Origin of the sequence: Variovorax sp. J2L1-78, from assembly GCF_030317205.1 — a bacterium.
GTDB classification, from domain to species: domain Bacteria; phylum Pseudomonadota; class Gammaproteobacteria; order Burkholderiales; family Burkholderiaceae_C; genus Variovorax; species Variovorax arabinosiphilus.
In genome coordinates this window covers 297896-322610 of the sequence record NZ_JASZYB010000004.1, presented here as the reverse complement: position 1 = coordinate 322610, position 24715 = coordinate 297896, and the positions used below count along the sequence as shown (strand labels likewise).

Annotated in this window: 22 protein-coding genes; 10 read left to right on the top strand and 12 right to left on the bottom strand. The window is 68.7% G+C overall.

Annotation, left to right across the window (positions count from 1 at the left end):
- Positions 1–3: 3 nt before the first annotated feature.
- From QTH86_RS24225 to QTH86_RS24210, 4 genes are read right to left on the bottom strand one after another with little or no spacing between them, the layout of a single operon-like run.
- Entirely contained in the window at positions 4–549 is a 546-nt protein-coding gene (locus tag QTH86_RS24225) for a ZrgA family zinc uptake protein (RefSeq protein ID WP_286648726.1), read from the bottom strand.
- Entirely contained in the window at positions 546–1454 is a 909-nt protein-coding gene (locus QTH86_RS24220) for a sulfurtransferase (protein WP_286648725.1), read from the bottom strand. Before QTH86_RS24220 ends, QTH86_RS24225 begins: the two co-directional genes overlap by 4 nt.
- 25 nt (positions 1455–1479) lie before the next feature.
- Positions 1480–2412: a DMT family transporter gene (locus tag QTH86_RS24215; RefSeq protein ID WP_286648724.1), complete on the bottom strand. Its 933-nt coding sequence runs from the start codon at positions 2410–2412 to the stop codon at positions 1480–1482.
- 24 nt (positions 2413–2436) lie between these two features.
- On the bottom strand, positions 2437–3585 hold the full coding sequence (locus tag QTH86_RS24210) for an aromatic ring-hydroxylating oxygenase subunit alpha (RefSeq protein WP_286648723.1): 1149 nt from the start codon (positions 3583–3585) through the stop codon (positions 2437–2439).
- 235 nt (positions 3586–3820) lie between these two features.
- On the opposite strand from QTH86_RS24210, the gene xseB reads away from it, so the two are divergent.
- From xseB to QTH86_RS24190, 4 genes are all read left to right on the top strand, one after another.
- Positions 3821–4090: an exodeoxyribonuclease VII small subunit gene (gene xseB / locus QTH86_RS24205; protein WP_286648722.1), complete on the top strand. Its 270-nt coding sequence runs from the start codon at positions 3821–3823 to the stop codon at positions 4088–4090.
- Positions 4087–5019, top strand: a complete 933-nt coding sequence (locus QTH86_RS24200; protein WP_286648721.1) for a polyprenyl synthetase family protein — start codon at positions 4087–4089, stop codon at positions 5017–5019. Before xseB ends, QTH86_RS24200 begins: the two co-directional genes overlap by 4 nt.
- 10 nt (positions 5020–5029) lie before the next feature.
- The gene (gene dxs, locus QTH86_RS24195; protein ID WP_286648720.1) at positions 5030–6892 is read left to right on the top strand and encodes a 1-deoxy-D-xylulose-5-phosphate synthase; all 1863 of its coding nucleotides are present in this window, start codon (positions 5030–5032) and stop codon (positions 6890–6892) included.
- A gap of 117 nt (positions 6893–7009) precedes the next feature.
- Positions 7010–8092, top strand: a complete 1083-nt coding sequence (locus tag QTH86_RS24190) for a TRAP transporter substrate-binding protein (protein ID WP_286648719.1) — start codon at positions 7010–7012, stop codon at positions 8090–8092.
- Between the two features lie 100 nt (positions 8093–8192).
- Here the strand turns inward: QTH86_RS24190 and QTH86_RS24185 are convergent, their stop codons facing one another.
- Both QTH86_RS24185 and QTH86_RS24180 read right to left on the bottom strand, forming a co-directional pair.
- Entirely contained in the window at positions 8193–10025 is a 1833-nt protein-coding gene (locus tag QTH86_RS24185; RefSeq protein WP_286648718.1) for a TRAP transporter large permease, read from the bottom strand.
- Positions 10026–10049: 24 nt separating this feature from the next.
- The gene (locus tag QTH86_RS24180; RefSeq protein WP_286648717.1) at positions 10050–10664 is read right to left on the bottom strand and encodes a TRAP transporter small permease subunit; all 615 of its coding nucleotides are present in this window, start codon (positions 10662–10664) and stop codon (positions 10050–10052) included.
- A gap of 128 nt (positions 10665–10792) precedes the next feature.
- On the opposite strand from QTH86_RS24180, the gene QTH86_RS24175 reads away from it, so the two are divergent.
- Positions 10793–12079 (top strand): SUMF1/EgtB/PvdO family nonheme iron enzyme, encoded by a 1287-nt coding sequence (locus QTH86_RS24175; protein ID WP_286648716.1) that lies wholly within the window; start codon positions 10793–10795, stop codon positions 12077–12079.
- 30 nt (positions 12080–12109) lie between these two features.
- Here QTH86_RS24175 and QTH86_RS24170 read toward each other — a convergent pair whose 3' ends face one another.
- Genes QTH86_RS24170 through modA form a run of 3 tightly spaced genes read right to left on the bottom strand, consistent with a single transcriptional unit; the run spans position 12110 to position 14251 of the window.
- Complete coding sequence (locus tag QTH86_RS24170) at positions 12110–12799, bottom strand: ABC transporter ATP-binding protein (RefSeq protein ID WP_286648715.1); 690 nt, start codon at positions 12797–12799, stop codon at positions 12110–12112.
- Position 12800: 1 nt separating this feature from the next.
- Entirely contained in the window at positions 12801–13454 is a 654-nt protein-coding gene (gene modB / locus QTH86_RS24165; RefSeq protein WP_286648714.1) for a molybdate ABC transporter permease subunit, read from the bottom strand.
- A 14-nt stretch (positions 13455–13468) separates the two neighbouring features.
- A complete protein-coding gene (gene modA, locus QTH86_RS24160; protein WP_286648713.1) occupies positions 13469–14251 on the bottom strand; it encodes a molybdate ABC transporter substrate-binding protein in 783 nt (260 codons plus the stop codon).
- A gap of 88 nt (positions 14252–14339) precedes the next feature.
- On the opposite strand from modA, the gene QTH86_RS24155 reads away from it, so the two are divergent.
- The gene (locus QTH86_RS24155) at positions 14340–15131 is read left to right on the top strand and encodes a TOBE domain-containing protein (protein WP_286648712.1); all 792 of its coding nucleotides are present in this window, start codon (positions 14340–14342) and stop codon (positions 15129–15131) included.
- Here the strand turns inward: QTH86_RS24155 and QTH86_RS24150 are convergent.
- A complete protein-coding gene (locus QTH86_RS24150; RefSeq protein WP_286648711.1) occupies positions 15128–16708 on the bottom strand; it encodes a sensor histidine kinase in 1581 nt (526 codons plus the stop codon). The two genes, QTH86_RS24155 and QTH86_RS24150, sit on opposite strands and share 4 nt — an antisense overlap.
- 114 nt (positions 16709–16822) lie before the next feature.
- Complete coding sequence (locus tag QTH86_RS24145) at positions 16823–17857, bottom strand: formylglycine-generating enzyme family protein (protein WP_286648710.1); 1035 nt, start codon at positions 17855–17857, stop codon at positions 16823–16825.
- A 204-nt stretch (positions 17858–18061) separates the two neighbouring features.
- Here QTH86_RS24145 and QTH86_RS24140 point away from each other — a divergent pair, with 204 nt between their 5' ends.
- A complete protein-coding gene (locus tag QTH86_RS24140) occupies positions 18062–19045 on the top strand; it encodes an aldo/keto reductase (protein ID WP_286648709.1) in 984 nt (327 codons plus the stop codon).
- 77 nt (positions 19046–19122) lie between these two features.
- Positions 19123–20424, top strand: coding sequence for a UDP-N-acetylglucosamine 1-carboxyvinyltransferase (locus tag QTH86_RS24135; protein WP_286648708.1), 1302 nt, complete (start codon positions 19123–19125; stop codon positions 20422–20424).
- A 6-nt stretch (positions 20425–20430) separates the two neighbouring features.
- Here QTH86_RS24135 and QTH86_RS24130 read toward each other — a convergent pair whose 3' ends face one another.
- Positions 20431–21576, bottom strand: coding sequence for a helix-turn-helix domain-containing protein (locus tag QTH86_RS24130; RefSeq protein WP_286648707.1), 1146 nt, complete (start codon positions 21574–21576; stop codon positions 20431–20433).
- 165 nt (positions 21577–21741) lie between these two features.
- On the opposite strand from QTH86_RS24130, the gene QTH86_RS24125 reads away from it, so the two are divergent.
- Complete coding sequence (locus tag QTH86_RS24125; RefSeq protein ID WP_286648706.1) at positions 21742–22230, top strand: (2Fe-2S)-binding protein; 489 nt, start codon at positions 21742–21744, stop codon at positions 22228–22230.
- A gap of 13 nt (positions 22231–22243) precedes the next feature.
- A complete protein-coding gene (locus tag QTH86_RS24120; protein WP_286648705.1) occupies positions 22244–24688 on the top strand; it encodes a xanthine dehydrogenase family protein molybdopterin-binding subunit in 2445 nt (814 codons plus the stop codon).
- The last annotated feature ends 27 nt before the right edge of the window (positions 24689–24715 follow it).

Here is a 24715-nt window from a genome sequence, read left to right as displayed (position 1 = left end):
GCGTCACTTGCTCCACGCGATGCGCGCGTTGGGCCGCTTGAGCGTGCGCTTGAACTGGCCTTGCGGCGCAGCGATCTGCACCTCGATCTGGCGCGGGCCCTTGAAGGCGGTGAACAGGCCCACGTCGATGAACTTCGTTGCAGCGGCGCTGGCGCAGTTGAAGGCGAAGGTCGCATCCAGATCGGCATGGCCGGCCGCGGGTGCGCCCGCGGGCGTCGCGCCCAGGCCCAGCACCGGTGCGCGCAGGTCGACCGGGCCCAGCTTGCAGTTGCCGGCCGGGTCGATGGTGAAGAGCGTGTCGGCTGCGCGCAGCTTGGCCACGGCCTCGTCGACCATCTTCTTCTCGTCGTCGTTGCGCGGGGCGCGCTCGAAGCCGACGAAGTTGTCGAGCGGGGATTCCATCGTGACGACGACCGTCGGGCCGTCGACCACGACGTCGAGCTTGATCTGGCCGTGCACGTGGGCGGGCTGCGATTGCGCCTGCAGCGCGAAGGGGGCCGCGACGAGCGCGGCGGAAGCGAGAAGACGGAAGAAGCGTCCGCAAATCATGGTTCTGCGCCTTGCCGGGTCGGCAGCCCCGGCGTGTTGCTCCATTCGCTCCAGCTGCCGGCATAGAGCGCGGTCGGCCCGAGGCCCGCGATTTCCATGGCGAGCAGGTTCGGCACGGCGCTCACGCCGCTGCCGCACTGGTGGACGACCGTCGAGGGATCGCGCCCGGCCAGCAGCGTTTCGAATTCGGCGCGCAGCTGCGCGGCGGGCTTGAACTTGCCGTCCGGACCGATGTTCTCGGCGAAGGGGCGGTTCAGCGCCCCGGGGATGTGACCGGCGATCGGGTCCAGAGGTTCCACCTCGCCGCGATAACGTGCGCCGGCGCGCGCGTCGATCAGCGTCTGGTCAGGCTGACCCAGATGCGCAGCGACCTCGCGTGTCACGCGCAACGCGGCCCGCGGCGCAGACGGCACGAAGTTCGACTGGAAGTGCGCGGGCTCGTCGCCGCTCGCGACCGTACCGCCTGCCGCCTGCCAGGCCTGCAGGCCGCCGTCGAGCACGGCCACGGCATCGTGGCCCATCCACTTGAGCATCCACCAGAGGCGGCCGCAGTAGTTGGCGCCGTTGCGGTCGTACACCACCGCCTGCATGTCGTTGCGAAAGCCGATGCTCGACAGCCACGCGGCGAACTTCTCGCGGCTGGGCAGCGGATGACGACCCCCGGAGGCGGGTTCGCCGTCTTCGTGCGCGACCACCACCGTGCCGTCCTTGCCGGGACGGCCGTGCGCGGCACTCAGGTCGGTGTCGAGGTTGGCATACACCGCGCCGGCGATGTGCAGGTCGCGGTACTGCGCCACGCCGGCCTCGGGCTTCATCAGGTCGAAGCTGCAGTCGAACACCATTGACGGCGTGCCGGCGGCGCGCAGCGCCTGAAGTTGCTCGGAAGAGATCAGGGTGCTGTACATGCGGGTGTCCTTGAAGGAAAAAACGTCAGTGCTCTTCGGCGGGCGCCTTGGGCAGGGAGCGCTGCCGCAGGAAGGTGGCGGCGATGCCGCTGCCGATGATGAGGGCCATGCCGGTCCAGCCCAGCAGGTCGATGCGGTCGCCGAAGAGCACCACGCCGTAGAAGGCGGCGAACACGATGCCCGAATACTGCAGGTTGGCGACCAGCAGCGTGCCGCTCTCCGACTTGGCGGTGGCGTAGGCGCGGGTCATGCACAGCTGGCCGCCCGCAGCCAGCAGGCCGACCGGCAGCAGCCAGATGGCGTGCGCAAAAGTCCACTCGGAGAAGGGCGTGAAGCCTTCGACCGCGGCCACCAGCCCGCCCGCCACGGCGGAACCCACGGCGAAGTAGAAGACGGTGCGCGCTTCGGGCTCGCCGGCACGCGAGAGGGCCACCACCTGCATGTAGGCGAAGGCCGCCGTCAGCCCCGACAGCAATCCCATCAGGCCGGCGAAACCCTGGCTGCCGCCGACGCTGGGCTTGAGCATCAGCACCACGCCCGCGAAGCCCGCGAGCACGGTCAGGATGAGCGTGCCCTGCAGGGGGGGCTTGGCGATCTTGCCGTCGCGCCCGGGCACCGGCACCCACGCGAGCAGCGCACCGCCGACCAGGAAGGCGGCGATCCACACGCTGCTCATGTAGTTGAGGGTGACCGCGGTCGCCAGCGGCAGGTGCGCGATGGCGTAGAACCACGCGCCGAGCGACACCACGCCGATCAGGCTGCGCCAGGCGTGCATGGCGGGGTATCGCGTGCCGAGCGACACGCCGCGGCTGCGCGCCAGCAGCCAGAGAAAGACGATGCCGATGACACCGCGGTAGAACACCAGCTCGGCGCTGGTGAACCAGGCCGAGGCGTACTTCACGCACAGGCCCATGGTCGCGAACAACAGGGCGCCCAGCACCATCCAGAGGGCCTGCATCAGAGGCTCGTCAGGCGGTGCACGTCAGGGCGTCCCGTGGTCGCGCATCGCGGCGCGGTACCACTCGTGGAACTGCTGCATCCCGTCTTCCATCGGGCTCTGGTACGGCCCCGTCTCGTTCTCGCCGCGCAGCATCAGCGCGCGACGGCCGGCGTCCATGCGCTCGGCGATCTCGTCGTCTTCCACGCAGGTTTCCATGTAGGCGGCCTGCTGGGCCTCGACGAACTCGCGCTCGAAGGCGACGATCTCCTCGGGGTAGAAGAACTCGACCATGTTGAGCGTCTTCTGCGGGCCGATGGGGTGCAGGGTCGACACGGTCAGCACGTGCGGATACCACTCGATCATGACGTGCGGGTAATAGGTCAGCCAGATCGCGCCATATTTCGGCGGCTTGCCGTCGCGGTACTTCAGCAACTGCTCCTGCCACTTCTGGTAGACCGGGCTGCCCGCGCGGCCCAGTCGGTTGGCCACGCCCACCGTCTGCACCGAGAAGTTGTCCTTGAATTCCCAGCGCAGGTCGTCGCAGGTCACGAAGCTGCCGAGGCCCGGGTGGAAGGGGCCGACGTGGTAGTCCTCGAGGTAGACCTCGATGAAGGTCTTCCAGTTGTAGTTGCACTCGTGCAGCTCGACGCGATCGAGCGCGTAGCCGCTGAAGTCGAGGTCGGCGCGCGGGCCCAGGCCGGCCAGGTCGGCCGCCACGTTGCGGCCGCTGCCGTCGCGGTTCTTCTCGAACAGCAGGCCGTTCCACTCTTCCAGCGGGTAGTTGTGCAGGTTGAGGCAGGGGTCCTGGGCGAAATGGGGTGCACCGATCAGCGTGCCAGTGGTGCGCGCATCGGCGGCCGCGTAGGTCCAGCGGTGCAGCGGGCAGACGATGTTGCCGCCGGTGCGGGCGTCGAGTTCGCCCCGGCCCTGCAGGATCAGCGCCTGGCGGTGCCGGCAGACGTTGGAGATCAGCTCGACGCCCTTGGGCGTGTGCACCAGTGCGCGGCCGTCGTGTTCCTGCGGCAGCGTGTGGAAATTGCCCGGTTCGGGCACGGCGAGCCGGTGGCCGACGTAGCGCGGGCCGTTGGCGAAAAGCGTCTGCAGCTCGCGGGCATAGAGCGCCTCGTCGAAGTACGCGGAAACCGGGAGTTGGCTCTGGGCCTGCTGCAGTTGAAGACTTAAATCAGACATGGGTGACCTGACCAAGCTCCCCACAGGGAGAAAAGGAAAAAGAGGCGCTGCCGGAACTGCAATCGCCTGGGAGAACAACGCTGGCGGGCGCCAGCGTGGAAGAGAAAGGGATTGTACCCGGGGGCCTTTTCCATGCGCCTTGACATGGAACAGGTCGGTGCCGATCCGGGCGACTTGCAGGCGGGCGCCGCCATGGAAACTAAAATGCGCGGTTTCACCCACGATTTGCCCCTGCATGCCCAAGGCGCCTTCCACTCTCCCGCCGCCGTTGCCGGCGGACGCCCCCGACACCGGTGCGCTGCCCGCGAGCTACGAAGCCGGGCTCCAGGAGCTCGAACGGCTGGTGAACGACCTCGAGTCCGGCCAGATGCCACTCGACCAGCTGCTCGTGAGCTACCAGCGCGGCGCGGCCCTGCTGAATTTCTGCCGCGACAAACTGCAGGCCGTCGAAGATCAGATCAAGGTGCTCGACGCAGGAAGCCTCAAGGCGTGGTCGGCCGAATGACGGCCGCACGCACGGTTGTACGCACGGACACCGGCTGGGACCCGCGACGCCTGGCGGCCTGGAGCGAACCGCATCTGGCGAACGTGGAAGCGGCCCTGTCGCGCTGGGTCGGCATCGACGCGCCGGTGCAACTGGGCGACGCGATGCGCTACGCGGTGCTCGACGGCGGCAAGCGCCTGCGGCCGCTGCTCGTGATGGCGGCCAGCGAGGCGGTGCACGGCGACGCGGCCGCGGCCCTGCGCGCCGCCTGCGCCACCGAACTCATCCATGCCTACTCGCTGGTGCACGACGACCTGCCCTGCATGGACAACGACATCCTGCGCCGCGGCAAGCCGACGGTGCATGTGCAGTTCGGCGAGGCCGACGCGCTGCTGGCGGGCGACGCGCTGCAGGCGCTGGCCTTCGAGCTGCTCACCCCTGATGACACCGGCATCGCCCCCGAGGTGCAGGCCAAGCTGTGCCGTCTGCTGGCCCGCGCGGCCGGCAGCCAGGGCATGGCCGGCGGCCAGGCGATCGACCTCGCCAGCGTCGGCCTGGCGCTCGACGAGGCACAACTGCGCGAGATGCATCGCCTGAAGACCGGCGCATTGCTGCAGGGCAGCGTCGAGATGGGCGCGGCTTGCGCCCAGAATGTGGCACCCGCCGCGCTGGACGCCTTGCGCGCCTACGGTGCCGCGTTGGGCCTGGCCTTCCAGGTGGTCGACGACATCCTCGACGTCGTTGCCGATTCGGCGACGCTCGGCAAGACGGCCGGCAAGGACGCCGCGGCCGACAAGCCCACCTACGTGTCGCTGCTGGGCCTCGACGGCGCCCGCGCCCAGGCGTCCCAGTTGCTCGACGAGTCGCTCGCCGCACTCGATCGCAGCGGTCTGGCCGACACCGAAGCGCTGCGTGCGCTGGCAACCATGGTCGTGGACCGCGACCGATAACAACACACCCATGGCCGAGCTGCTCCCCACCATCCACGATCCTTCGGTCCTGCGCCAGTACGACCGCGCCCAGCTCAAGCAATTGGCCGACGAGGTGCGCGCCTGCGTGCTGCACAACGTCTCGCGCACCGGCGGCCACCTGAGTTCCAACCTCGGCACCGTCGAACTCACGGTGGCACTGCACCACGTGTTCCACACGCCGCACGACCGCCTGGTGTGGGACGTGGGCCACCAGACCTATCCGCACAAGATCCTCACGGGCCGGCGCGAGCGCATGCCCACGTTGCGCCAGCAGGGCGGCATCTCGGGCTTTCCGCAGCGGGCCGAAAGCGAGTACGACACCTTCGGCACGGCGCATTCGTCGACCAGCATCTCGGCCGCGCTCGGCATGGCCATGGCGGCCAAGCAGAAGGGCGAGGACCGCCATGCCGTGGCGATCATCGGCGACGGCGCGATGACGGCGGGCATGGCCTTCGAGGCGCTCAACAACGCGGGGGTGTCGGACTGCAAGCTGCTGGTCATCCTGAACGACAACGACATGTCGATCAGCCCGCCGGTCGGCGCCCTCAACCGCTACCTCGCGCAGCTGATGAGCGGCAACTTCTACGCCGCTGCCAAGAACGTCGGCAAGAGCGTGCTGCGCGCCGCGCCGCCGCTGTTCGAGCTGGCCAAGCGCTTCGAGCAGCATGCCAAGGGCATGGTGGTGCCGGCCACGCTGTTCGAGCAGTTCGGCTTCAACTACGTTGGCCCGATCGACGGCCACGACATCGACTCGCTGGTGCCCACGCTCGAGAACCTCAAGCAGCTCGACGGCCCGCAGTTCCTGCATGTGGTCACCAAGAAGGGCCAGGGCTACAAGCTCGCCGAGGCCGACCCCGTGGCCTACCACGGCCCTGGCAAGTTCGACCCGGCGGTGGGGCTCGTCAAGTCGACTACCGTGGCCAAGCAGACCTTCACGCAGGTCTTCGGCCAGTGGCTGTGCGACATGGCCGCGCAGGACGGGCGCCTGGTCGGCATCACGCCGGCGATGCGCGAAGGCTCGGGGCTGGTGGAGTTCCAGCAGAAGTTTCCCACGCGCTACCACGACGTCGGCATCGCCGAGCAGCATGCGGTGACCTTCGCGGCCGGCCTGGCCTGCGAAGGCCTGAAGCCCGTGGTCGCGATCTACTCGACCTTCCTGCAGCGGGCCTACGACCAGCTGATCCACGACGTCGCGATCCAGAATCTGCCGGTGGTCTTCGCGCTCGACCGCGCGGGCCTGGTGGGTGCCGACGGCGCGACGCATGCGGGCGCCTACGACATCCCCTTCGTGCGATGCATCCCGAACATGAGCATCGCCTGCCCGGCCGACGAAGCCGAGTGCCGGGCGCTGCTCACCACGGCCTACGAGCAGGACCACCCGGTCACGGTGCGCTACCCGCGCGGCGCCGGCGCCGGGGTGGTGCCGCACCTCTCGCTCGACGGCCTGCCCTTCGGCAAGGGCGAGCTGCGCCGGCAAGGCACGCGTATCGCGATCCTGGCCTTCGGCACGCTGCTGTATCCGGCGCTCAAAGCCGCGGACTCGTTGAACGCCACGGTGGTCAACATGCGCTGGGTCAAGCCGCTCGACGTCGAGCTGCTGCTGCAGGTGGCGGCCACGCACGAGGCGATCGTCACGCTCGAAGAAGGCGCCATCATGGGCGGTGCCGGCAGTGCCGTGCTCGAGGCGCTGCAGGCCGCTGGCGTGACCCGGCCGGTGCTGCAACTGGGCCTGCCCGACCAGTTCATCGAACATGGCGATCCGGGCAAGTTGCTCGCGGGTGTCGGGCTCGATGCCGAGGGCATTGCCAAGTCCATCACGGCCCGCTTCGGCGCGATGGATTCCGCAGGGTAAACCCCCAACGGTCGCCGTGTAAGCACTTCTTACAATCGCGGGCGACCCACAAGGTCTTCAACTCAACGCGGCGAGGCCGCGTTTTGTTTTTTCCCCTTTGCAATCGGAGTGAAATCAATGGATCGTCGTTCCCTCATCAAGAATGCCGGCATCGCTGGCGTGCTGGCTGCCGGCATCGCGCCTGCAGTGCATGCGCAAGCCGCTGTCCGCTGGCGCCTGGCGTCGAGCTTTCCCCGTTCGCTGGACACGATCTTCGGCAGTGCCGAAATGCTCTCCAAGACAGTCAAGGCGCTGTCGGGCGGCAAGTTCGAGATCACCGTTCACCCCGCCGGCGAACTGATGCCGGCCTTCGGCGTCGTCGATGCCCTGCAGGGCGACAACATCGAGATGGCCCAGTCGGCCGCCTACTACTTCACCGGCAAGGACCCGATCTTCGCCTTCAGCTGCGCCGTGCCCTTCGGCCTGACCGCGCGCCAGAACACGTCGTGGAAGGACTACGGCGGTGGCCGCAAGCTGCTCGACGATTTCTTCGCCAAGTACAACTTCAAGACCGCCAGCGCCGGCAACACCGGCACGCAGATGGGTGGCTGGTACCGCAAGGAAATCAAGACCGTCGAAGACTTGAAGGGCCTGAAGATGCGCATGGGTGGCGGCGTGTTCGGCGAAGCGATGCAGAAGCTGGGCGTGGTGCCGCAGAACATGCCGGCCGGCGACGTCTACCAGGCGCTGGAAAAGGGCACGCTCGACGCGTCCGAATTCGTCGGCCCCTACGACGATGCCAAGCTGGGCTTCAACAAGGTCGCACCGTTCTACTACTACCCCGGCTGGTGGGAAGGCGGCGCCGATCTCGAGTTCTTCATCAACGTGAAGAAGTACGCCGCACTGTCGGACGAGAACAAGGCCATCCTGGACGCCGCCTGCAAGGTCGCGGCCACCGACATGACGGCCAAGTACGATGCGTACAACCCGATCGCGCTGAAGAAGCTGGTGGCCGAGAAGACGCAGCTAAAGCCTTTCCCCAAGGCGGTGATGGACGCGGGTTTCAAGGCCTCCATGGAGGTGTTCGCCGAGCACGAAGCCAAGTCGGCCGACTTCAAGACGATCCACCAGAGCATGCGTGCCTTCCAGCGCGACCAGATCCTGTGGAACCGCTTCTCGGAATACCCGTTCAACCAGTACATGAACGGCGTGAAGATCTGAGTTCGCTCCGGTCGCGGGCCGAACGGCCCGCCCACAAAAAAGCCGCGCACTGCGCGGCTTTTTTTCGTCCCGGGCACCGCAGTGCCCGGGTACCTTGCCTTCACTGCCCTGGCTTGGGCTTGAGGGCGTCCTGCATGGCCTTCATCGGGTCCTCCTCGGCGGCCGGTTCGGGTGCCGCAGCGGGGGCTGACGGCGCAGCATCGCTGCCCGCCGGTGCCGGGGCACCGGGCGAGGGTGCCGGTTCGGCGCCCTGGTCGGAGCCATAGCCGCCTTCTTCCGAGGAGGGCTGCAGCGATTCCCGCATCTGGTCGCCGACCTGCCGGAGGTCGACGTTCTCCACCTTGTCCAGACTGCCGGTGACCAGCCCCGGGAAGGCGATCAGTACGCCCACCATGAACAGCTGGATCAGCACGAACGGAACCGCGCCCTTGTAGATCTGCATGGTCGTCACGGGCTGCATGATCTTCTTCGTCACGCGGTCCATGTACGGCTTTTCCGGTGCGACCGAGCGTAGGAAGAACAGCGCGAAGCCGAAGGGCGGGTGCATGAACGAGGTCTGCATGTTCACGGCCAGCAGCACGCCGAACCAGATCAGGTCGATGCCCAGCTTCTGCGCCACCGGCGCCAGCAACGGCACGACGATGAAGGACAGTTCGAAGTAGTCGAGGAAGAACGCCAGGAAGAAGATCAGCACGTTCACCAGGATCAGGAAGCCGACCTGGCCGCCAGGCAGGCCGGTCAGCAGGTGCTCGACCCAGATCGGGCCGTCGGCGGCCTGGAACACCAGGCCGAACACGGTGGCGCCGATCAGGATGAACATCACGAAGCTGCCCAGCTTGGTGGTCGTCGCCAACGCCTGCTTGAGCAGGTTCAGGTCCAGCCGCCGGCGCAGCGCCCCCAGCACCAGCGCGCCGATCGCGCCCATGGCACCGCCTTCGGTGGGGGTCGCGACGCCCAGGAAGATGGTGCCCAGCACCAGGAAGATCAGCAGCAGCGGCGGGATCAGCACGAAGGTCACGCGCTCGGCCAGGCGAGACAGCAGGCCCAGCCGCGTGACCTTGTTGAACAGCGCGATCAGGAAGGCCACGAAGGTGCCGCCGCACATCGCGACGACCACCTTCTCGTCGGTGGCGACCGAGGTGATGAGGGTGCCTTCCCACCACGTGTGGATCTCGGCCATGTGGCGCGCCATCATGAAGGCGACGAAGGCCGAGAAGCCCATCAGCACGACCAGCGATGCGTAGCCGCCACCGCCGTTCGGCTCACGGTAGATGCGTGCCTCCGGCGGCAGGGCCGGCACCTGCGACGGCTTGAAGATCGCCAGGAAGACCACGTACAGCACGTACAGGCCCACCAGGATGAACGCGGGGATGAACGCACCCTTGTACATGTCGCCGACGCTCTTGCCGAGCTGGTCGGCCATGATGATCAGGACCAGCGACGGCGGAATGATCTGCGCCAGCGTGCCCGACGCCGCAATCACGCCCGAGGCCATGCGGCGGTCGTAGCCGTAGCGCAGCATGATGGGCAGCGAGATCAGGCCCATCGAGATGACCGACGCGGCCACCACGCCGGTCGTCGCGGCCAGCAGCGCACCCACGAAGATCACGGCCAGCGCCAGGCCACCGCGCATCGGGCCGAAGACCTGGCCGACGGTATCGAGCAGGTCCTCGGCCATGCCGCTTCGCTCGAGGATCAGCCCCATCAGGGTGAAGAAGGGCACGGCCAGCAGGGTGTCGTTGGCCATGATCCCGATGAGCCGTTGCGGCAGCCAGGCCATGACGGCGGACTGGAACACGCCGAGTTCGACGCCGATGAAGGCAAAGAAGAGGCCGCAGGCCCCCAGGCTGAAGGCGACGGGGAAGCCCAGCAGCAGAAAGATGATCAGCCCCGCGAACATGATCGGGGCGAAGTTGGCAGTGATGAATTCCATGGTTCTTGTGCTCTGCGCGGTGGGTCAGCGTGCCTGTGGCGTCGCCGCCGGATCGATGACGTCCGAGCGCTCGCGCAGGGCCTCGGCCAGTTCTTCCTCGGCGGTCTTCTCGCCCTGCTTGATCGTCGGGTCGGGGCCCACGCCACGCAGGAAGGCCACGCGCTTGATCAGTTCCGACCAGCCCTGCAGCATCAGCAGCGTGAAGCCCACCGGCAGCGCCAGCCACACCGGCCAGCGGATCAGGCCGCCGGGGTTGCCCGACATCTCACCGGTCTGGTACATCCGCAGCGTCATCGGGATGGTGTAGTACAGCACCACGACGCACAGCGGCGTGAGGAAGGCGGCGAAACCGAGGATGTCGATCCACATCTGCGTGCGCTTGGGCAGGCGGCTGTTGAGCACGTCGATGCGCACATGCTCGCGGTTGAGGAGCGTGAAGCCGGCCGCGATGAGGAAGGACCAGGCGAAGAGGTACCACTGGACCTCGAGGTACGCGTTGGAACTGGTGTTGAACACCTTGCGTACCACGGCGTTGATGGTGCTGATGGCGGTCGACGCCAGAATGATCCAGATCGCGTACTTGCCCACCTGGGCGTTGAGCCAGTCGATCGCTTTCGACAGCTTCATCAAGCCTTGCATAGTTGCTCCATCATTTTTTAGGGATTGCCCTCATACGAGAGCACCCGACGCGCCGGCGTTGTGCGCTGGCGGATCGGGTGCAGGGCGAGCGGATTTTATCGGTGTACGGCGGGCGCGATAATCAGGCGATGCCCGCACCCTCCGGCCCCGCCCCGCGTCGTGCGTCGGCCGGCGTGCAAGCCATCGACTCGCTCGACATGGCCCGCGCCGGTCGCGACCTGCTGTCGCTGGCCCTCATCGACGCGCGCAACCACACGCTGCATCTGCTGTCCTTGTGCGAAGAGGCCCTGCGAGACGACGCGGCGCCACGCGAGCCGCAGCCCGACGCGCCGCCCCCGCTCTGGCTGGCCGGGCACATCGGCTGGTTCTCGGAATGGTGGATCGCGCGGAACACGCAGCGTGCCTTCGGCATCGATTGCCCGGTGCGCCCGACGCGGCTGGCCGCGATCGAGCCGCATGCCGACGACTGGTGGTCGACACCGCCCGAAGTCGGCACATCGCTGCTCCTGCCCGATGCCGAGGCGACACGGGCCTACCTGCTCGAGACCCTCGAGTGCACGCTGGAACTGCTCGATCGCGCGGCCGAGAGCGACGCCGGCCTCTACTTCTATCGCCTCGCACTGTTCCATGAAGACCTGTGCGGCGAGGCGCTGGTCGTGATCGCGCAGACGCTCGGCCTGCCGATCGGCGTGGAGCCGCCGCCCGCGGTCGTCTCGCGCGAGCCGCTCCTGGTGCCGGCCACGCGCTGGACGCTCGGCCGCGCCGAAGGCAGCACGGGCTTCGGCTTCGCGCAGGACAGCGGCATGCTCGCCGTGGACGTGCCCGCCTTCGAGATCGACGCGCAGCCGGTGAGCTGGCAGCAGTTCGCCGAGTTCGTGGACGACGGCGGCTACGACCGTAGCGAACTCTGGCTGCCCGGCGGCCAAGCCTGGCTCGCGCAGCAGCACGGCGAGCGCCGCGCGCCGCGCCATGTCGAGCAGATCGGTGCCGGCCGGCGCGGGCAGGGCGGCGCCATCCTGCAGCGCCGATTCGGCCGCGTGGTGCAGGCTGCCGGCCATCAGCCGGCCGTGCACCTGAGCTGGTGGGAGGCCGACGCCTGGGCGCGCTGGGCCGGGCGGCGCATCGCCACCGAGGTCGAGTGGGAGGTCGCCGCCCATGCCGGCGCGCACCGCGGCTTCCATTGGGGTGGCGTGCACGAGTGGACGGCCGGCACGCTGCGGCCCTGGCCAGGCTACCGCGCCGATCCGTGGAGTGGCTGCAGCGTGTTCGACCCGGCGCCGGCCTTCGGCCAAGCGCGGGTGCTGCGCGGCGCGTCGTTCGCCACGCGCGCTCGGCTGCGCTCGGCCAAGGCACGGGGGTTTTCGCTGCCGGGCCGCGACGACGGATTCTTCGGTTTTCGCACCTGCGCACTCTGAGGCGGTTCAGCCGCTCGCGCGACACGCGGCCTACAAGGCCGGTGCGCCAGTGACGTGGCCCCCGTCGAGGTGCACCGCCGACTGCGCCAGCGCTTGCACGTCGCTCGGGTCGTGCGTGACCAGCAGAGTCGGCACCTGCACGCGCTCCAGCATCTCCGCGAGTTCGGTGCGCAGCCGGATGCGCAGGGAGGTGTCGAGCGCCGACAACGGCTCGTCGAGCAGCAGCAGGTGCGGTTGCGGCGCCAGCGCACGCGCCAGTGCGACGCGCTGGCGCTGTCCGCCGGAGAGATGCCGGGGCAACGCACCGCGCAGCGTGTCGAGATCGAACTGCCGCAGCAGCACGTCGATGCGCGCCTGTTCGGCCTCGCTCGGGTGCTGGCCGAGCCGGCACAGGCCGAAGGCGAGGTTCTGGGCGACGGTCATGTGAGGGAACAGCGCATAGTCCTGGAACACCATGCCGACACGGCGCGCGCGCGCCGGCACGTCGACGGCCTTGGCTGTGTCGAGCAGCGTGTTGCCCGCCACGCGCACATGGCCCTGCACCCGCGGCAGCAGCCCGGCGATGGCCATCAGCACCGTCGACTTGCCCGACCCCGAGATCCCGATCAGCGCCGTGCGAGAGGTCGTCGAGACGAAGCGCGCATCGAGCACGAAGCGGCGGCCCGGCGATTCGAGCGTCGTCTGCACATGGATGTCGAGTACGGGGGGCACGAACGCCATGTCAGTGCTTCGCCTGCAGCATGCGGCCGGCGGCGACCAGCACCACCACGCACACGACCGAGATCACCAGCGTGAGCCACAGCGCCTGCGCGTCGTTGCCCGATTGCACCGCGTCGTAGATGGCGATGGACAGCGTCTGCGTCTTGCCGGGGAGGTTGCCGGCGATCATCAGGGTCGCGCCGAACTCGCCCATGGCCCGGGCAAAGGCGAGCATCAGGCCGGCGGCAATGCCCCGTACCGCCAGCGGCATCGCGATGCGCGCGAAGATCTCGAACTCGCCGGCACCGAGCGTGCGCGCCGCGTGCAGGAAGCGGCCGTCCACGTCTTCGAAGGCCGCGCGCGCCGCCTTGTAGATGAGTGGCAGCGACACCAGCGACGCGGCGATGACGGCGCCCTGCCAGGTGAAGATCAGGTTGATGCCGAACCAGCGGTCGAGGTACTGGCCCAGCACGCCGTTGCGGCCGATCAGCACGATGAGGTAGTAGCCCAGCACCGTCGGCGGCAGCACCATCGGCAGCATCAGCACGGCATCGACGATGTTCTTGCCGGCGAAACGCCGCTGCGACATCCACCAGCCCAGCGCGATGCCGACCGCGCCGGCCGCCAGTGTGGCAAGCAGCGCGACCTTGAGCGTGAGCCAGAGCGGCGTGAGCAAGAGCGGCGCGCCGGTCAGGGCTTCGAGAAGCCGAAGCCGTCGAGGATGCGCTGGCCGGCGTCGCTGCGCACGAAGGCGACGAAGTCCTTGCCGACCGCCGCGTTCTTGCTGGCGGCGACCTGCGCGATCGGGTAGCTGACCGGCGTGCGGGTCGGCACGGTCAGGGCGATGCGGGTCTTGTCCTTCTCGATCAGCGCGTCGGTGCGGTAGACGAAGCCGGCGTCGACCTCGCCGCGGGCGACGTAGTTCAGCACCTGGCGCACGCTCTCGCCGTAGATCCACTTGGGCGTCAGGGCCGCGGCCAGACCGGCGTCCTGCACGGCGGCCACGGTGTAGCGGCCGACCGGGACCGAGCTCGGCGTGCCGGTGGCGATGCGCCGGTACGTGGCGCTGCCCAGATCAGCCAGCGTCTGCGGCGGCGTGGTGGCGGCAACAGCGGTGGCGGGCACGATCAGTACCAGGGTGTTGCGCGCGAAGTCGGCGCGGCTTCCGTCGGCCAGCAGGCCGGCCTTCGCGGCGCGGTCCATCGTTTCCTGGTCGGCCGAGGCGAAAACGTCGACCGGTGCGCCCTGCTGGATCTGCGCGAGCAGCGGGCCGGACGCCGCGAAGTTGAAGGTGACCTTGACGCCGGGGCGCGTCTTCTCGAAGGCCTGGCCCATGGCCTGGAACGCGTTCGTCAGGCTCGCGGCGGCGGACACGACCATCTCCTGCGCGTGCAGGGCCACGTTGCCCAGCGAGAAGGCGGCCAGCAGGGTGGCCTGTCCGAGCCAGCGTGCAGATCGGCGGGGGGTGTTCATCTCGCGTCCTCTCAATGCGCTATTCAAATTTGGAATAGCGAAATCATAGCAAGACGCTTCGGTGCGACGCCCAACGCACAATCTGCGCATGCCCAGCCCCCGATTCATCGATGCCCTCGGCCACGGACCCAGCGACAAGCGCATCGACCTCCTGCGCGGCATCGCGTCCACCGGCAGCATCTCGCAGGCCGCGCGCGAAGCCGGCGTGAGCTACAAGGCCGCCTGGCAGGCCATCGACACGCTGACCAACCTGGCGGGCGTGCCGCTGGTCGAGCGCGCCGTCGGCGGTGCGGGCGGCGGCGGTGCCTTGCTCACGGCGCACGGGGGGCATCTGCTGGAACTGGCCGATGCGCTCGACGCCGCGCGGCGCGAGGTGCATGCGCGCTGGGCTGTTGCCGGCGGCGATGCCGGCGCCCGCGCCGACGCGACCGTCGCACGCCTGGCCGTGCGCACCAGCATGCGCAACCAGCTGCCGGCCACCATCGATGCGCTGGTGACCACCGGCCGCACGGTGCGCGTGCAGATGCGGGTGGGGGCGGGCGGTGCCGGTGGCGCGCTTGCCGCGCGCATCACGCAGGAGAGCGCCGAGCTGCTGGGCCTGGCCGAGGGCATGATGGTGATCGCGCTGTGCAAGGCGACCGCGGTGCGGGTGGCGCGATTCGCCAGCACCGCATCGACCGGCGGCCGTGCCACCGGCAACCGCCTGGCCGGGAGCGTCGCGAGTGCGTTGCGCGGGGAAGGCGGCGACGAGATCGCGGTCGCCCTCGAGGGCGGGCTGCAACTGGTCGGCTTCGCACCGGCCGGCAGCGGCCTGCGGGTGCGCCAGCGGGCCACGGCCACCGTCGACGAATCGGCCGTGGTAATAGCGCTGCCCGGTTAGGCGGACCTTTCCTGGCGGCTGCGCCGGGGCGCGAGCGATTTCGAGGCGCCGATGTTCATCCGGAACACCGTGCCCTTGCCGGGCCGCGAGCGCACGCTCAGTCGCGTGTCGAGCACATGGGCGAGGCGCGCGACGATCGACAGCCCGAGTCCGAAGCCTTCGGCGTTCTCGGCTGCGCCAGCCACTTTGTAGAACTCCAGGAAGACCTTGCGCAGTTCCGCCGGGGCGATGCCCACGCCCTGGTCCCACACTTCGACGAGCACCGTGGGCCCCCGCGTGCGCGCGGAGATGAGCACCTTCTTTCCCGGCGGCGTGAACTTGATGGCGTTGGAGACGACGTTCCCGATCATGCGGCGGACCAGGACGGGGTCGGTCGTGAGTTCGCTTCGCACGGTGCGCATCCGAAGCTCGACGTCCTTGGCCCGGGCCACCGGTTCGTACTGGTCGCGCAAGTCCTCCATCACCTCCGCGATGTTCAGCGGCTCGTTGCGAACCTTCAGTTGCTGATGGTCCATGCGCGACAGGTCGAACAGGGTGTCGAACAGCCGGCTCACGGCCGCCGTGGCCTTGGCGATCTTCGGCATCACGGCCGCCTGGTCGGTCGGCACTTCCATCAGGTGGTCCACGTAGATCGACAGCGCCACCACCGGCTGCCGCACATCGTGCGCGGCGGTGGCGATGAAACGGTTGCGGGTCAGCACCGCCTCTTCGGCCCTGCGTCGCTGCTCGGCCAAGGTCTGGATCAGTTCGCCTTTGTAGAACGCCAGCTCGAAGCCTTTTCTCGCGTTCGCCAGCACCTGGTCGGCAATGCGCGTGATCAGAACCCATTGCACCAGTGGAATGATGAGGAACCAGGCTTCGTAGTGCCGATGCGCATCGGAGATGTCCTCCGCCAGGCGCGCGTCGGCAGTGAGTACGCGGAAGAAGAGGCAGACGAAGACTGTCACGAAGAACGCGTGGATATAGGTGCGCATCAGGGCCGCGTTCAGCGCCATGCTGTGAACGGGCAGCGTGACGGACGCGGCGAGCACCATCCAGCACACGAACTGCAGGCCGATGGGAATCCGCCCGAAGAACAGCAGGACGGAGGCGCCCAGGACCGACCCGCTGAGGAAAGCCAGGAGGATCTGCCGTCGGCGCTTGGCCCTGGCGGCCGACGCCTGGCTGTCCCAGTCTCGCGCGCCGTGGTTCTTGCGCCAGGCCAACGCCAGGACCAGCCGGAGGCCCACCCAGGCCGCCAGGTACAGGGCGGGCACCTGGCCGCGCCAGCAGATCACGCCGATCACCAGCGTCGTGAGGATGGCCAGCAAGCGCCGCTGCCAGCGCTCGATCACGAAGGCTTCCTCGAGTTGGCGATGGATGAAGGCCTCGCGTTTGTCTTCGAGCACGCCAGGCCCGGTCGGTGGGTCGTCCAGCAGCTCGGTCCAGCCGCCGTCCCGCTGGCTGGTGGTGGCGTCATCCGGCTGCGAGGGCACCGAGCCGCTGTCATCGAGGCGAGGATGGCCGCTGTTGGCGTCCTTGCGGAGCTGTCCGTAGAAAGATGGGCGTGGGCCGTCGGCCCAATCGTCTGAACTCATTCCTCGCTCCAGGGGCGGTGCAGTGCGCCAGTGTCACCGAAAGGCTTCTTCGTCGGTCGTTTCAATCTTCGAACCACTCCAGGATTTCTCTCTCAACTCGCCACGCTGCTGCCGTCAACGACGCGCCGCGGTCTCGCCCGGCGCGAACTCGCGCAGCAGGCGGAAACCCACCAGCGTATAGCGCGTTTCCGGCGAGTTCCAGTTGCGGAAGGCCGAGCGCGCATAGAAGGCCCAGGTGTGCCACGAGCCGCCGCGCCGCACGCGTACGCTGCCCTCGGCCGGCCCGGTCGGGTCGTCGACCGGCGAGTGGGCGTAGTAGTCGTCGGCGTGCCAGTCGGCGCACCACTCCCACACGTTGCCGTGCATGTCGTAGAGCCCGAAGGCGTTCGGCGCGAAGCGGCCGACCGGGGCGGTGAAGGGGAATCCGTCCTGCCCGTCGAGGGCGAAGGCCTGCCACCGTGGCCAGTTCGGCGCGGCCGCCTGGTCGAAGACGTTGGCCCCCTGCAGCAGCGTGCGCGGGTCGTCGCCCGTGTGGAAGCGGGTGCGCGTGCCGGCGCGTGCGGCGTACTCCCATTCGGCTTCGGTGGGCAGGCGGTAGGTCACGCCTTCCCGGGCGCTCAGCCAGCGGGCCATGGCCACGGCGTCGTTCCAGCTCACGTTGACCACCGGGTGGTCGTCGCCCTGGGCGAAGCCGGGGTTGCGCCAGCCGTACTTCGGGTCGCGGCCCTCGAAGGCGTCGCCGCGGGCCGACGTTGCGGGGTCGTACGCCGGGTTGAAGCCGTAGCCGCCGGTGCCGTCGGCAATGGATTCCGGGACATGGCCCGAGGCCTCGACGAAGCGGCGGAACTGCGCGACCGTGACCTCATGGCGCCCCAGCCAGAAGGTGCGCGTGATGCGCACCCGGTGCACCGGCCCCTCGTCGCCCAGTTGCGCGAAGCGGGCGGGGTCGTAGGCGGGGAAGGCCTGCGCCAGCGTCTTCGGATCTTCGGCGCTGCCCATCAGGAATTCGCCCGCCGGGATGCGCACGAATTCGAGGCCGAGCGAATCGGTCCGGCGCTCGGCCACCGGGGCGACAGTGCAGGCGCTCAGCCACCAGCAGGCGACGGCGAGGAAGCGGGCGAACCAGGGGACGAAGCGGGGGGCGCGCATGGGCGGTTTCGGTGTGGGACGGTGCGCAGTCTAGCGAGCGGCGCGTCGGCGAAAATAGGCGCGACGGCTTGACATCGAGGGCGCTCCAACTTGGAGAATGCACCCAAGGGCATCTCGCGATGCAGCAGCGGCCGCGGTGCTCGACCCCACGATCACCTTCTACCGTGCGGCCGAGCAGGCCGCAAAACCTCTGGAGACATCCTGATGAACCAACGTTCCATCGGCCGCAGCGGCCTCGCTGTCGGCGCCCTCGGCCTCGGGTGCATGGGCATGTCGGAGTTCTACGGGCCCACCGACGAGGCGCAGTCGCTCGACACGCTGGCGCACGCGCTCGAGCGTGGCGTGACGCTGTTCGACACGGCGGACGCTTACGGCTTCGGCCACAACGAGGAACTGCTCGGCCGCTTCCTCAAGGGCCGGCGCGAGCGCGTGACCATCGCCACCAAGTTCGGCCTGGTGCGCAAGCCCGGCAGCTATGAGCGCCGCGTCGACAATTCGCCGGCCTACATCCGCGCGGCCTGCGAGGCGTCGCTCGAGCGGCTGGGCGTGGAGACCATCGACCTGTACTACGCGCACCGCCTCAACCTCGAGACGCCGCTGGAAGATTCGATCGGCACGCTCGGCGACCTGGTGAAAGCGGGGAAGATCCGCGCCATCGGCTTGTCGGAAGTCTCGCCCGAGACGCTGCGCCGCGCCGCGGCCATCCACCCGATCGCCGCGGTGCAGAGCGAGTATTCGCTGTGGACGCGCGACCCCGAGCAGGGCGTGTTGCAGGCCTGCCGCGAGGTCGGCGCCGCCTTCTGCGCGTACAGCCCGCTGGGCCGCGGCTTTCTCACCGGCCAGGTCGCCAGCGCCGCGCTCGACCCCCAAGACTTTCGCCGCCAGAACCCGCGCTTCGCGGACGAGAACGCCCCCCAGAACCAGCGCATCGTCGACACCGTGAAGGCGCTGGCGGCCGAGAAGGGCTGCACGCCGGCGCAACTTGCACTGGCCTGGCTGCTGGCGCAAGGCGACGACGTGATCCCCATTCCCGGCACCAAGCGCATCCGCTACCTCGACGACAACCTCGGCGCGCTCGACGTGGCGCTGTCCGCCGACGACCTTGCGCGCATCGGCGCCGCGCTGCCGCCGGGCATCGCCGCCGGCGGACGCTACACCGAGGAAGGGATGAAAGGGCTGAACGCTTGACGTGCAAGGGTGGCGGGGCGGCGTACAGTCTCAGTCCTTCCATCCAGCCGATGCGCCTGTCGGGGCGCCTGTCTTTCATGTCCAACCTCATCGTGCACGGCGGCCTGCCGCTGCGTGGCCGTATCGATCCCTCCGCCAACAAGAATGCGGTACTGCCCGTTCTGTGCGCCACCCTGTTGACCGGCGAGCCCCTGCGGCTGCAGGGCGTGCCGGACATCACCGACGTGCGCAAGATCCTCGAGATCTTCCGCACGCTCGGCAGCGACGTGCGGATGGACCACGCGAGCGGCGCGCTCGACCTGCACCACCACGCCACCCGCTTCGATGCCGCGCGCCACCGCCTGCCGGAGGAGATGCGTTCGTCGATCATGCTGGTGCCACCGCTGCTCGCGCGCTTCGGCGTCGCCCGGCTGGAGGACAACGTCAAGGGCTGCACGCTGGGCGTGCGCGAGATCGACCCGCACGTCGAGGTGTTCCGCCACTTCGGCAGCGAGGTCGAACGTGCCGAGGGATCGCTGATGGTGCACTGCAATGGCCGGCTGCGCGCGACCGACCACTGGCTCGACTACGCGTCGGTCACCACCACCGAGAACTTCGTGCTGTGCGCCGCCACCGCCGAGGGCACGTCGACGCTGACCAACGCGGCCTGCGAGCCGCATGTGCAGGAGTTCTGCCGCTTCATGACGCTGATCGGCGTGCGCATCGACGGCATCGGCACCTCGCGCCTCACCGTGCACGGTGGCAGCGCGCTGCGCGGTGGCGAGTTCCGCTTCGATGAGGACTTCCACGAGATCACCACCTTCCTCGCGCTGGGCGCCATCACCGGCGGCGACGTGGTGGTGCGCAACACGGCGCCGCAGAACTTCCCGCTGATCGACCGCACCTTCGCCAAGTTCGGCGTCCAGATCACGCACGAGGGCGGCTGGTCGCGCGCGCGCCGTACGGGCCCATTGAAGGTGCAGACGCCTTTCACCAGCAACGTGCTGACCAAGGTCGAGGCCGCGCCGTGGCCGTACTTCCCGGTCGACCTGCTGCCGATCTTCATCGCGCTCGGCGTGCGGGCCGAAGGCAACGCGATGTTCTGGAACAAGGTCTACGACGGCGCGCTGGGCTGGACCGGCGAGCTGTCGAAGTTCGGTGCCCATGTCTTCTCGGCGGACCCGCACCGGCTGGTGACCTTCGGCGGCATGCCGCTGTCGCCGGCGGTGGTCGAGAGCCCCTACATCATCCGCGTGGCCATCGCGCTCTTCATGGTCGCGGCCAGCATCGAGGGGCGTTCCGAAATCCGCAATGCCACGCCGATCCGCCGTGCGCATCCCGGCTTCGTGGAGAACCTGCGCAGCCTGGGTGCCGAGGTGGAGTGGACCCCCGAGGAATAGCGACCGTCAGCGGCCGCGCGCCGCCAGCTTGCGGTAGACCGTCGCACGGCTGATGCCCAGCGCGCGTGCGGCTTCGGCCACGTTGCCGCGGGCTTCCTCCACCGCCTTGCGGATCAGCGCGGTTTCCACGTCGCGCAGGCGCGGCGCCACGGCTGGCGCGGATGTGTTCGTGCCCGCATCGGCCCGCTGTGCCCAGGCCTGCAGCCGCAGGCCGGACCACAGCGGCACGTCGATCGGCTCACCATGCCGGGCGGCATTCCACAGCATGTCGAACGGCAGCGCGAACAGGTCGCTCGCGTGACAGGGCTCGGCCGCGGTACCGCGCGCCAGCGGCTGCTGCAGCATCTGGCGCGCGGTGCCGTTGCTCGCGACCACGCGGCCATCGGCGTCGAGCCCCAACAGGCCGTCGGCGTCGTCGCCGCTCGCGCAGCCCGGCCAGTTCAAGCGCAGCAGCAGGGCATGCGGCTGCGCGCGCACCAGCGCGTTCTCGATGCTGCGCGCGGACAGCGCCGCCAGGTGCCGCAGCTCGGGCCGCTCGACCACCTGCACGCCGGTCAGGTCGAGCATGCCGATGCAGTCGCCCTGCGGGCCGAACAGCGGGGCGCCGGCGCAGCTGTAGATGCCGGTGTCGTCGAAGAAGTGCTCGGCGCGGTGCAGCCACACCGGCGCCTGCTCGGCCAGCACCGCGCCGATGGCGGTGGTGCCGACGGCGCGCTCGGACAGGTCGATGCCCACCCGGCCGATGTCGCGGGCGCGGCGCGTGGCCTCGTCGCTGCCGCCAGGCAGATCGCCCACGTCGATGACCATGCCCTGCGCGTCGGTGAGGATGGCGAAGTAGCGCGTGTCCGCGATGGCGCGCGACAGCCGCGCGAGCACGGGCCGGGCGGCGCCGATCAGCGCGCGGTGGCGTTCCCGGGCCTCCTGGATCGATGCGCGTGTCACGCTGTTGAAGACCACCCGTTGGTCTGGCCGGTGGCCGGCCGTGAGGCAGCGCTGCCACGAGCGTAGCAGCCAGGGTTCGACGGACGCGCTGCCGGCCGAGCCCATGCCGTCGATGCAGGCACGACGTGCCTGGGTGATGGCCAGGGCGCGGGCGCCGTCGGCCAGGGCACGGGCGCTGTCGGCAGGGGGAGCGGGGAGGTGGAGGGGCATCGTGGAAGCCGGCAGGATGGCATCGGTTCCCGCGGGCAGCTGCTCCATTTTGAGAATTTCGAAGCGCGGCTGCAAGCGTCGAGGGTTTTGCCTAGGATGTCGGTCCGGGCCGGCGTCCAAGATGCCATGCGCTTCCCCAGCCATCACCTTCACGGAGACAGCCACATGCAGGTTTCTTTCACCGTCAACGGCCGCGTGGCCACGGTCGACGCTCCCCCCAACACCTTCCTCGTGCACGCCATCCGCGAGCACCTGCACCTGACCGGCACCCATGTGGGTTGCGACACCGCGCAGTGCGGCGCCTGCACCGTCCACGTCAACGGCCGCGCCGTCAAGTCGTGCAACGTGCTGGTCGGTCAGGTGGCCGGTGCCGAGATCACGACCATCGAAGGCATCGCCCAGCCCGACGGCACCATGCACCCGATGCAGGCGGCCTTCAAGGAATGCCACGGCCTGCAATGCGGCTTCTGCACCCCCGGCATGGTGATGAGCGCCATCGACCTGTGCACCTACCACCCCAATTCGAGCGAGACCGAGATCCGCGCGCTGCTCGACGGCAACCTGTGCCGCTGCACCGGCTACCAGAACATCGTGAAAGCGGTGCAGATGGGTGGCAAGGACATGGCCGCCGCATCCAAGCCTGTCGCGGCCTGAACGGGAGCACACCATGGGGGCATCCGATTTCGCCAACCTTCCGCACATCGGCGAGGCGGTCCGCCGCAAGGAGGACTACCGTTTCCTGACCGGCGCCGGCAACTACACCGACGACGTGACCATGGCCGCACAGAGCCATGCCATCTTCGTGCGCTCGCCGCACGCCCACGCCACCATCAAGTCGATCGACATCGCCGAGGCGTCGAAGATGCCGGGCGTGATCGGCATCTTCAGTGGCAAGGACATCGAAGGGAAGATGGGTGGGCTGCCCTGCGGCTGGCTCATCAACAACCCCGACGGCACGCCCATGAAGGAGCCGCTGCACCCGATCCTCGCGATCAAGAAGGTGCGCTACGTCGGCGACCACGTCGCCATGGTCGTGGCCGAGACGGTCGAGCAGGCCAAGAACGCCGCCGAGGCGGTGGTGGTCGACTACGACGTGCACACGCCCGTCGTGAGCGTGGTCGACGCGGCGAAGAAGCAGAGCGGCGTGACCATCCACGACGAGGCGCCCGACAACCAGTGCTACAAGTGGACGCTGGGCGACAAGGCCGGCGTCGACGCCGCCTTCGCGAATGCGGCGCACGTCACGAAGCTCGACCTGGTGAACAACCGGCTGATCCCGAACCCGATCGAGCCGCGCGTGGCCATCGGCAACTACAGCCGCGCGACCGAGGAGTACGTGCTCTACGTGTCGAACCAGAACCCGCACGTCGAGCGCCTGCTGATGACGGCCTTCGTGCTGGGCCTGCCCGAGCACAAGGTGCGCGTCATTGCGCCCGACGTCGGCGGCGGCTTCGGCTCCAAGATCTACCTCTACGCCGAGGACGTGTGCCTGACCTGGGCCGCCAAGCAGCTCAACCGCAGCATCAAGTGGACCGGCGAGCGCTCGGAATGCTTCCTGTCGGACGCGCACGGCCGCGACCACGTGAGCCACGCCGAGATGGCGATGGACAGTCAAGGCAAGTTCCTCGCCCTGCGCGTGCACACCGACGCCAACCTCGGCGCCTATCTGTCGACCTTCTCGACGGCCATCCCGACCATCCTCTACGCGACCTTGCTGGCCGGCCAGTACGCCACGCCGCAGATCTACGTCGAGGTCGATGCCTGGTTCACCAACACCGCGCCGGTCGATGCCTACCGCGGCGCCGGGCGGCCCGAGGCGACCTACCTGCTGGAGCGGCTGGTGTCGCGTTGTGCGTGGGAGCTGAACCTGGGGCAGGACGAGATCCGTCGCCGCAACATGATCACCAGCTTCCCGTACCAGACGCCGGTGGCGCTGCAGTACGACACGGGCAACTTCCCGGCATTGCTGGACCGCGCCAACGAACTCGGCGAGGTCGCGGGTTTCGCCGCACGCAAGGCCGAGAGCGAGAAGAAGGGCAAGCTGCGCGGCATCGGCTATTCCAGCTACATCGAGGCCTGCGGCCTGGCGCCGTCGAACGTGGCAGGCGCACTCGGTGCGCGCGCCGGCCTGTTCGAAGCCGGCGAGGTGCGGGTGCATCCGACCGGCAGCGTGACGGTCTTCACCGGCTCGCACAGCCACGGCCAGGGGCACGAGACGACCTTCGCGCAGCTGGTGGCGGCGCGCCTGGGCATCCCGGTCGAGAACGTCGACATCGTGCATGGCGACACCGGCCGCGTGCCTTTCGGCATGGGCACGTACGGTTCGCGCTCGCTGTCGGTCGGCGGCACGGCGATCATGAAGGCGCTCGACAAGATCGAGACCAAGGCCAAGAAGATCGCGGCGCACCTGATGGAGGCGAGCGACGCCGACATCGAGTTCGCCAACGGCGAGTTCACCGTCAAGGGCACCGACAAGAAGATTCCCTTCGGCCAGGTGGCGTTGACGGCCTACGTGCCGCACAACTACCCGCTCGACAAGCTGGAGCCGGGCCTGAACGAAACCGCCTTCTACGACCCGACCAACTTCACCTACCCGGCCGGCACCTACATCTGCGAGGTCGAGATCGACAAGGGCACCGGTGAAGTGAAGATCGACCGCTTCACCGCCGTCGACGACTTCGGCACCATCGTCAACCCGATGATCGTCGAGGGCCAGGTGCACGGCGGCATCGTGCAGGGCATCGGCCAGGCGTTGATGGAGAATTGCGTGTACGACAACGAGACCGGGCAACTGCTCACCGGCAGCTTCATGGACTACGCCATGCCGCGCGCCGAGGACTTCCCGATGTTCAAGCTCGACACCTTGAGCACGCCCTGCACGCACAACCCGATCGGCTCCAAGGGCTGCGGCGAGGCAGGTGCCATCGGCTCGCCGCCGGCGGTCATCAATGCCGTGCTCGACGCGCTGGCGCCGCTCGGTGTCAAGGAATTCGACATGCCCGCGTCGCCGCACCGCGTGTGGGAGGCGATGCAAAAGGGCGCCACCACGCCGACGCAGCAACCGCAGACGCCGTCGCTCGCCGCGAGCACCCAGGGCCGTCCGGCCGCTTGAACCCATTGACCCAGCGTTGCAGGAACA

Bases quoted from the DNA above. Each gene is read 5' to 3' on its own strand.
- QTH86_RS24200 (WP_286648721.1), top strand. From the start codon at position 4,087: ATGACGGCCGCACGCACGGTTGTACGCACGGACACCGGCTGGGACCCG.
- QTH86_RS24145 (WP_286648710.1), bottom strand. From the start codon at position 17,857: ATGCGCGCCCCCCGCTTCGTCCCCTGGTTCGCCCGCTTCCTCGCCGTC.
- QTH86_RS24150 (WP_286648711.1), bottom strand. From the start codon at position 16,708: ATGAGTTCAGACGATTGGGCCGACGGCCCACGCCCATCTTTCTACGGA.
- QTH86_RS24170 (WP_286648715.1), bottom strand. From the start codon at position 12,799: ATGGCGTTCGTGCCCCCCGTACTCGACATCCATGTGCAGACGACGCTC.
- QTH86_RS24155 (WP_286648712.1), top strand. From the start codon at position 14,340: ATGCCCAGCCCCCGATTCATCGATGCCCTCGGCCACGGACCCAGCGAC.
- QTH86_RS24210 (WP_286648723.1), bottom strand. From the start codon at position 3,585: ATGTCTGATTTAAGTCTTCAACTGCAGCAGGCCCAGAGCCAACTCCCG.
- QTH86_RS24215 (WP_286648724.1), bottom strand. From the start codon at position 2,412: ATGCAGGCCCTCTGGATGGTGCTGGGCGCCCTGTTGTTCGCGACCATG.
- modA (WP_286648713.1), bottom strand. From the start codon at position 14,251: ATGAACACCCCCCGCCGATCTGCACGCTGGCTCGGACAGGCCACCCTG.
- QTH86_RS24125 (WP_286648706.1), top strand. From the start codon at position 21,742: ATGCAGGTTTCTTTCACCGTCAACGGCCGCGTGGCCACGGTCGACGCT.
- dxs (WP_286648720.1), top strand. From the start codon at position 5,030: ATGGCCGAGCTGCTCCCCACCATCCACGATCCTTCGGTCCTGCGCCAG.
- QTH86_RS24185 (WP_286648718.1), bottom strand. From the start codon at position 10,025: ATGGAATTCATCACTGCCAACTTCGCCCCGATCATGTTCGCGGGGCTG.
- QTH86_RS24130 (WP_286648707.1), bottom strand. From the start codon at position 21,576: ATGCCCCTCCACCTCCCCGCTCCCCCTGCCGACAGCGCCCGTGCCCTG.
- QTH86_RS24225 (WP_286648726.1), bottom strand. From the start codon at position 549: ATGATTTGCGGACGCTTCTTCCGTCTTCTCGCTTCCGCCGCGCTCGTC.
- QTH86_RS24140 (WP_286648709.1), top strand. From the start codon at position 18,062: ATGAACCAACGTTCCATCGGCCGCAGCGGCCTCGCTGTCGGCGCCCTC.
- xseB (WP_286648722.1), top strand. From the start codon at position 3,821: ATGCCCAAGGCGCCTTCCACTCTCCCGCCGCCGTTGCCGGCGGACGCC.
- QTH86_RS24175 (WP_286648716.1), top strand. From the start codon at position 10,793: ATGCCCGCACCCTCCGGCCCCGCCCCGCGTCGTGCGTCGGCCGGCGTG.
- QTH86_RS24180 (WP_286648717.1), bottom strand. From the start codon at position 10,664: ATGCAAGGCTTGATGAAGCTGTCGAAAGCGATCGACTGGCTCAACGCC.
- QTH86_RS24190 (WP_286648719.1), top strand. From the start codon at position 7,010: ATGGATCGTCGTTCCCTCATCAAGAATGCCGGCATCGCTGGCGTGCTG.
- QTH86_RS24135 (WP_286648708.1), top strand. From the start codon at position 19,123: ATGTCCAACCTCATCGTGCACGGCGGCCTGCCGCTGCGTGGCCGTATC.
- QTH86_RS24120 (WP_286648705.1), top strand. From the start codon at position 22,244: ATGGGGGCATCCGATTTCGCCAACCTTCCGCACATCGGCGAGGCGGTC.
- QTH86_RS24220 (WP_286648725.1), bottom strand. From the start codon at position 1,454: ATGTACAGCACCCTGATCTCTTCCGAGCAACTTCAGGCGCTGCGCGCC.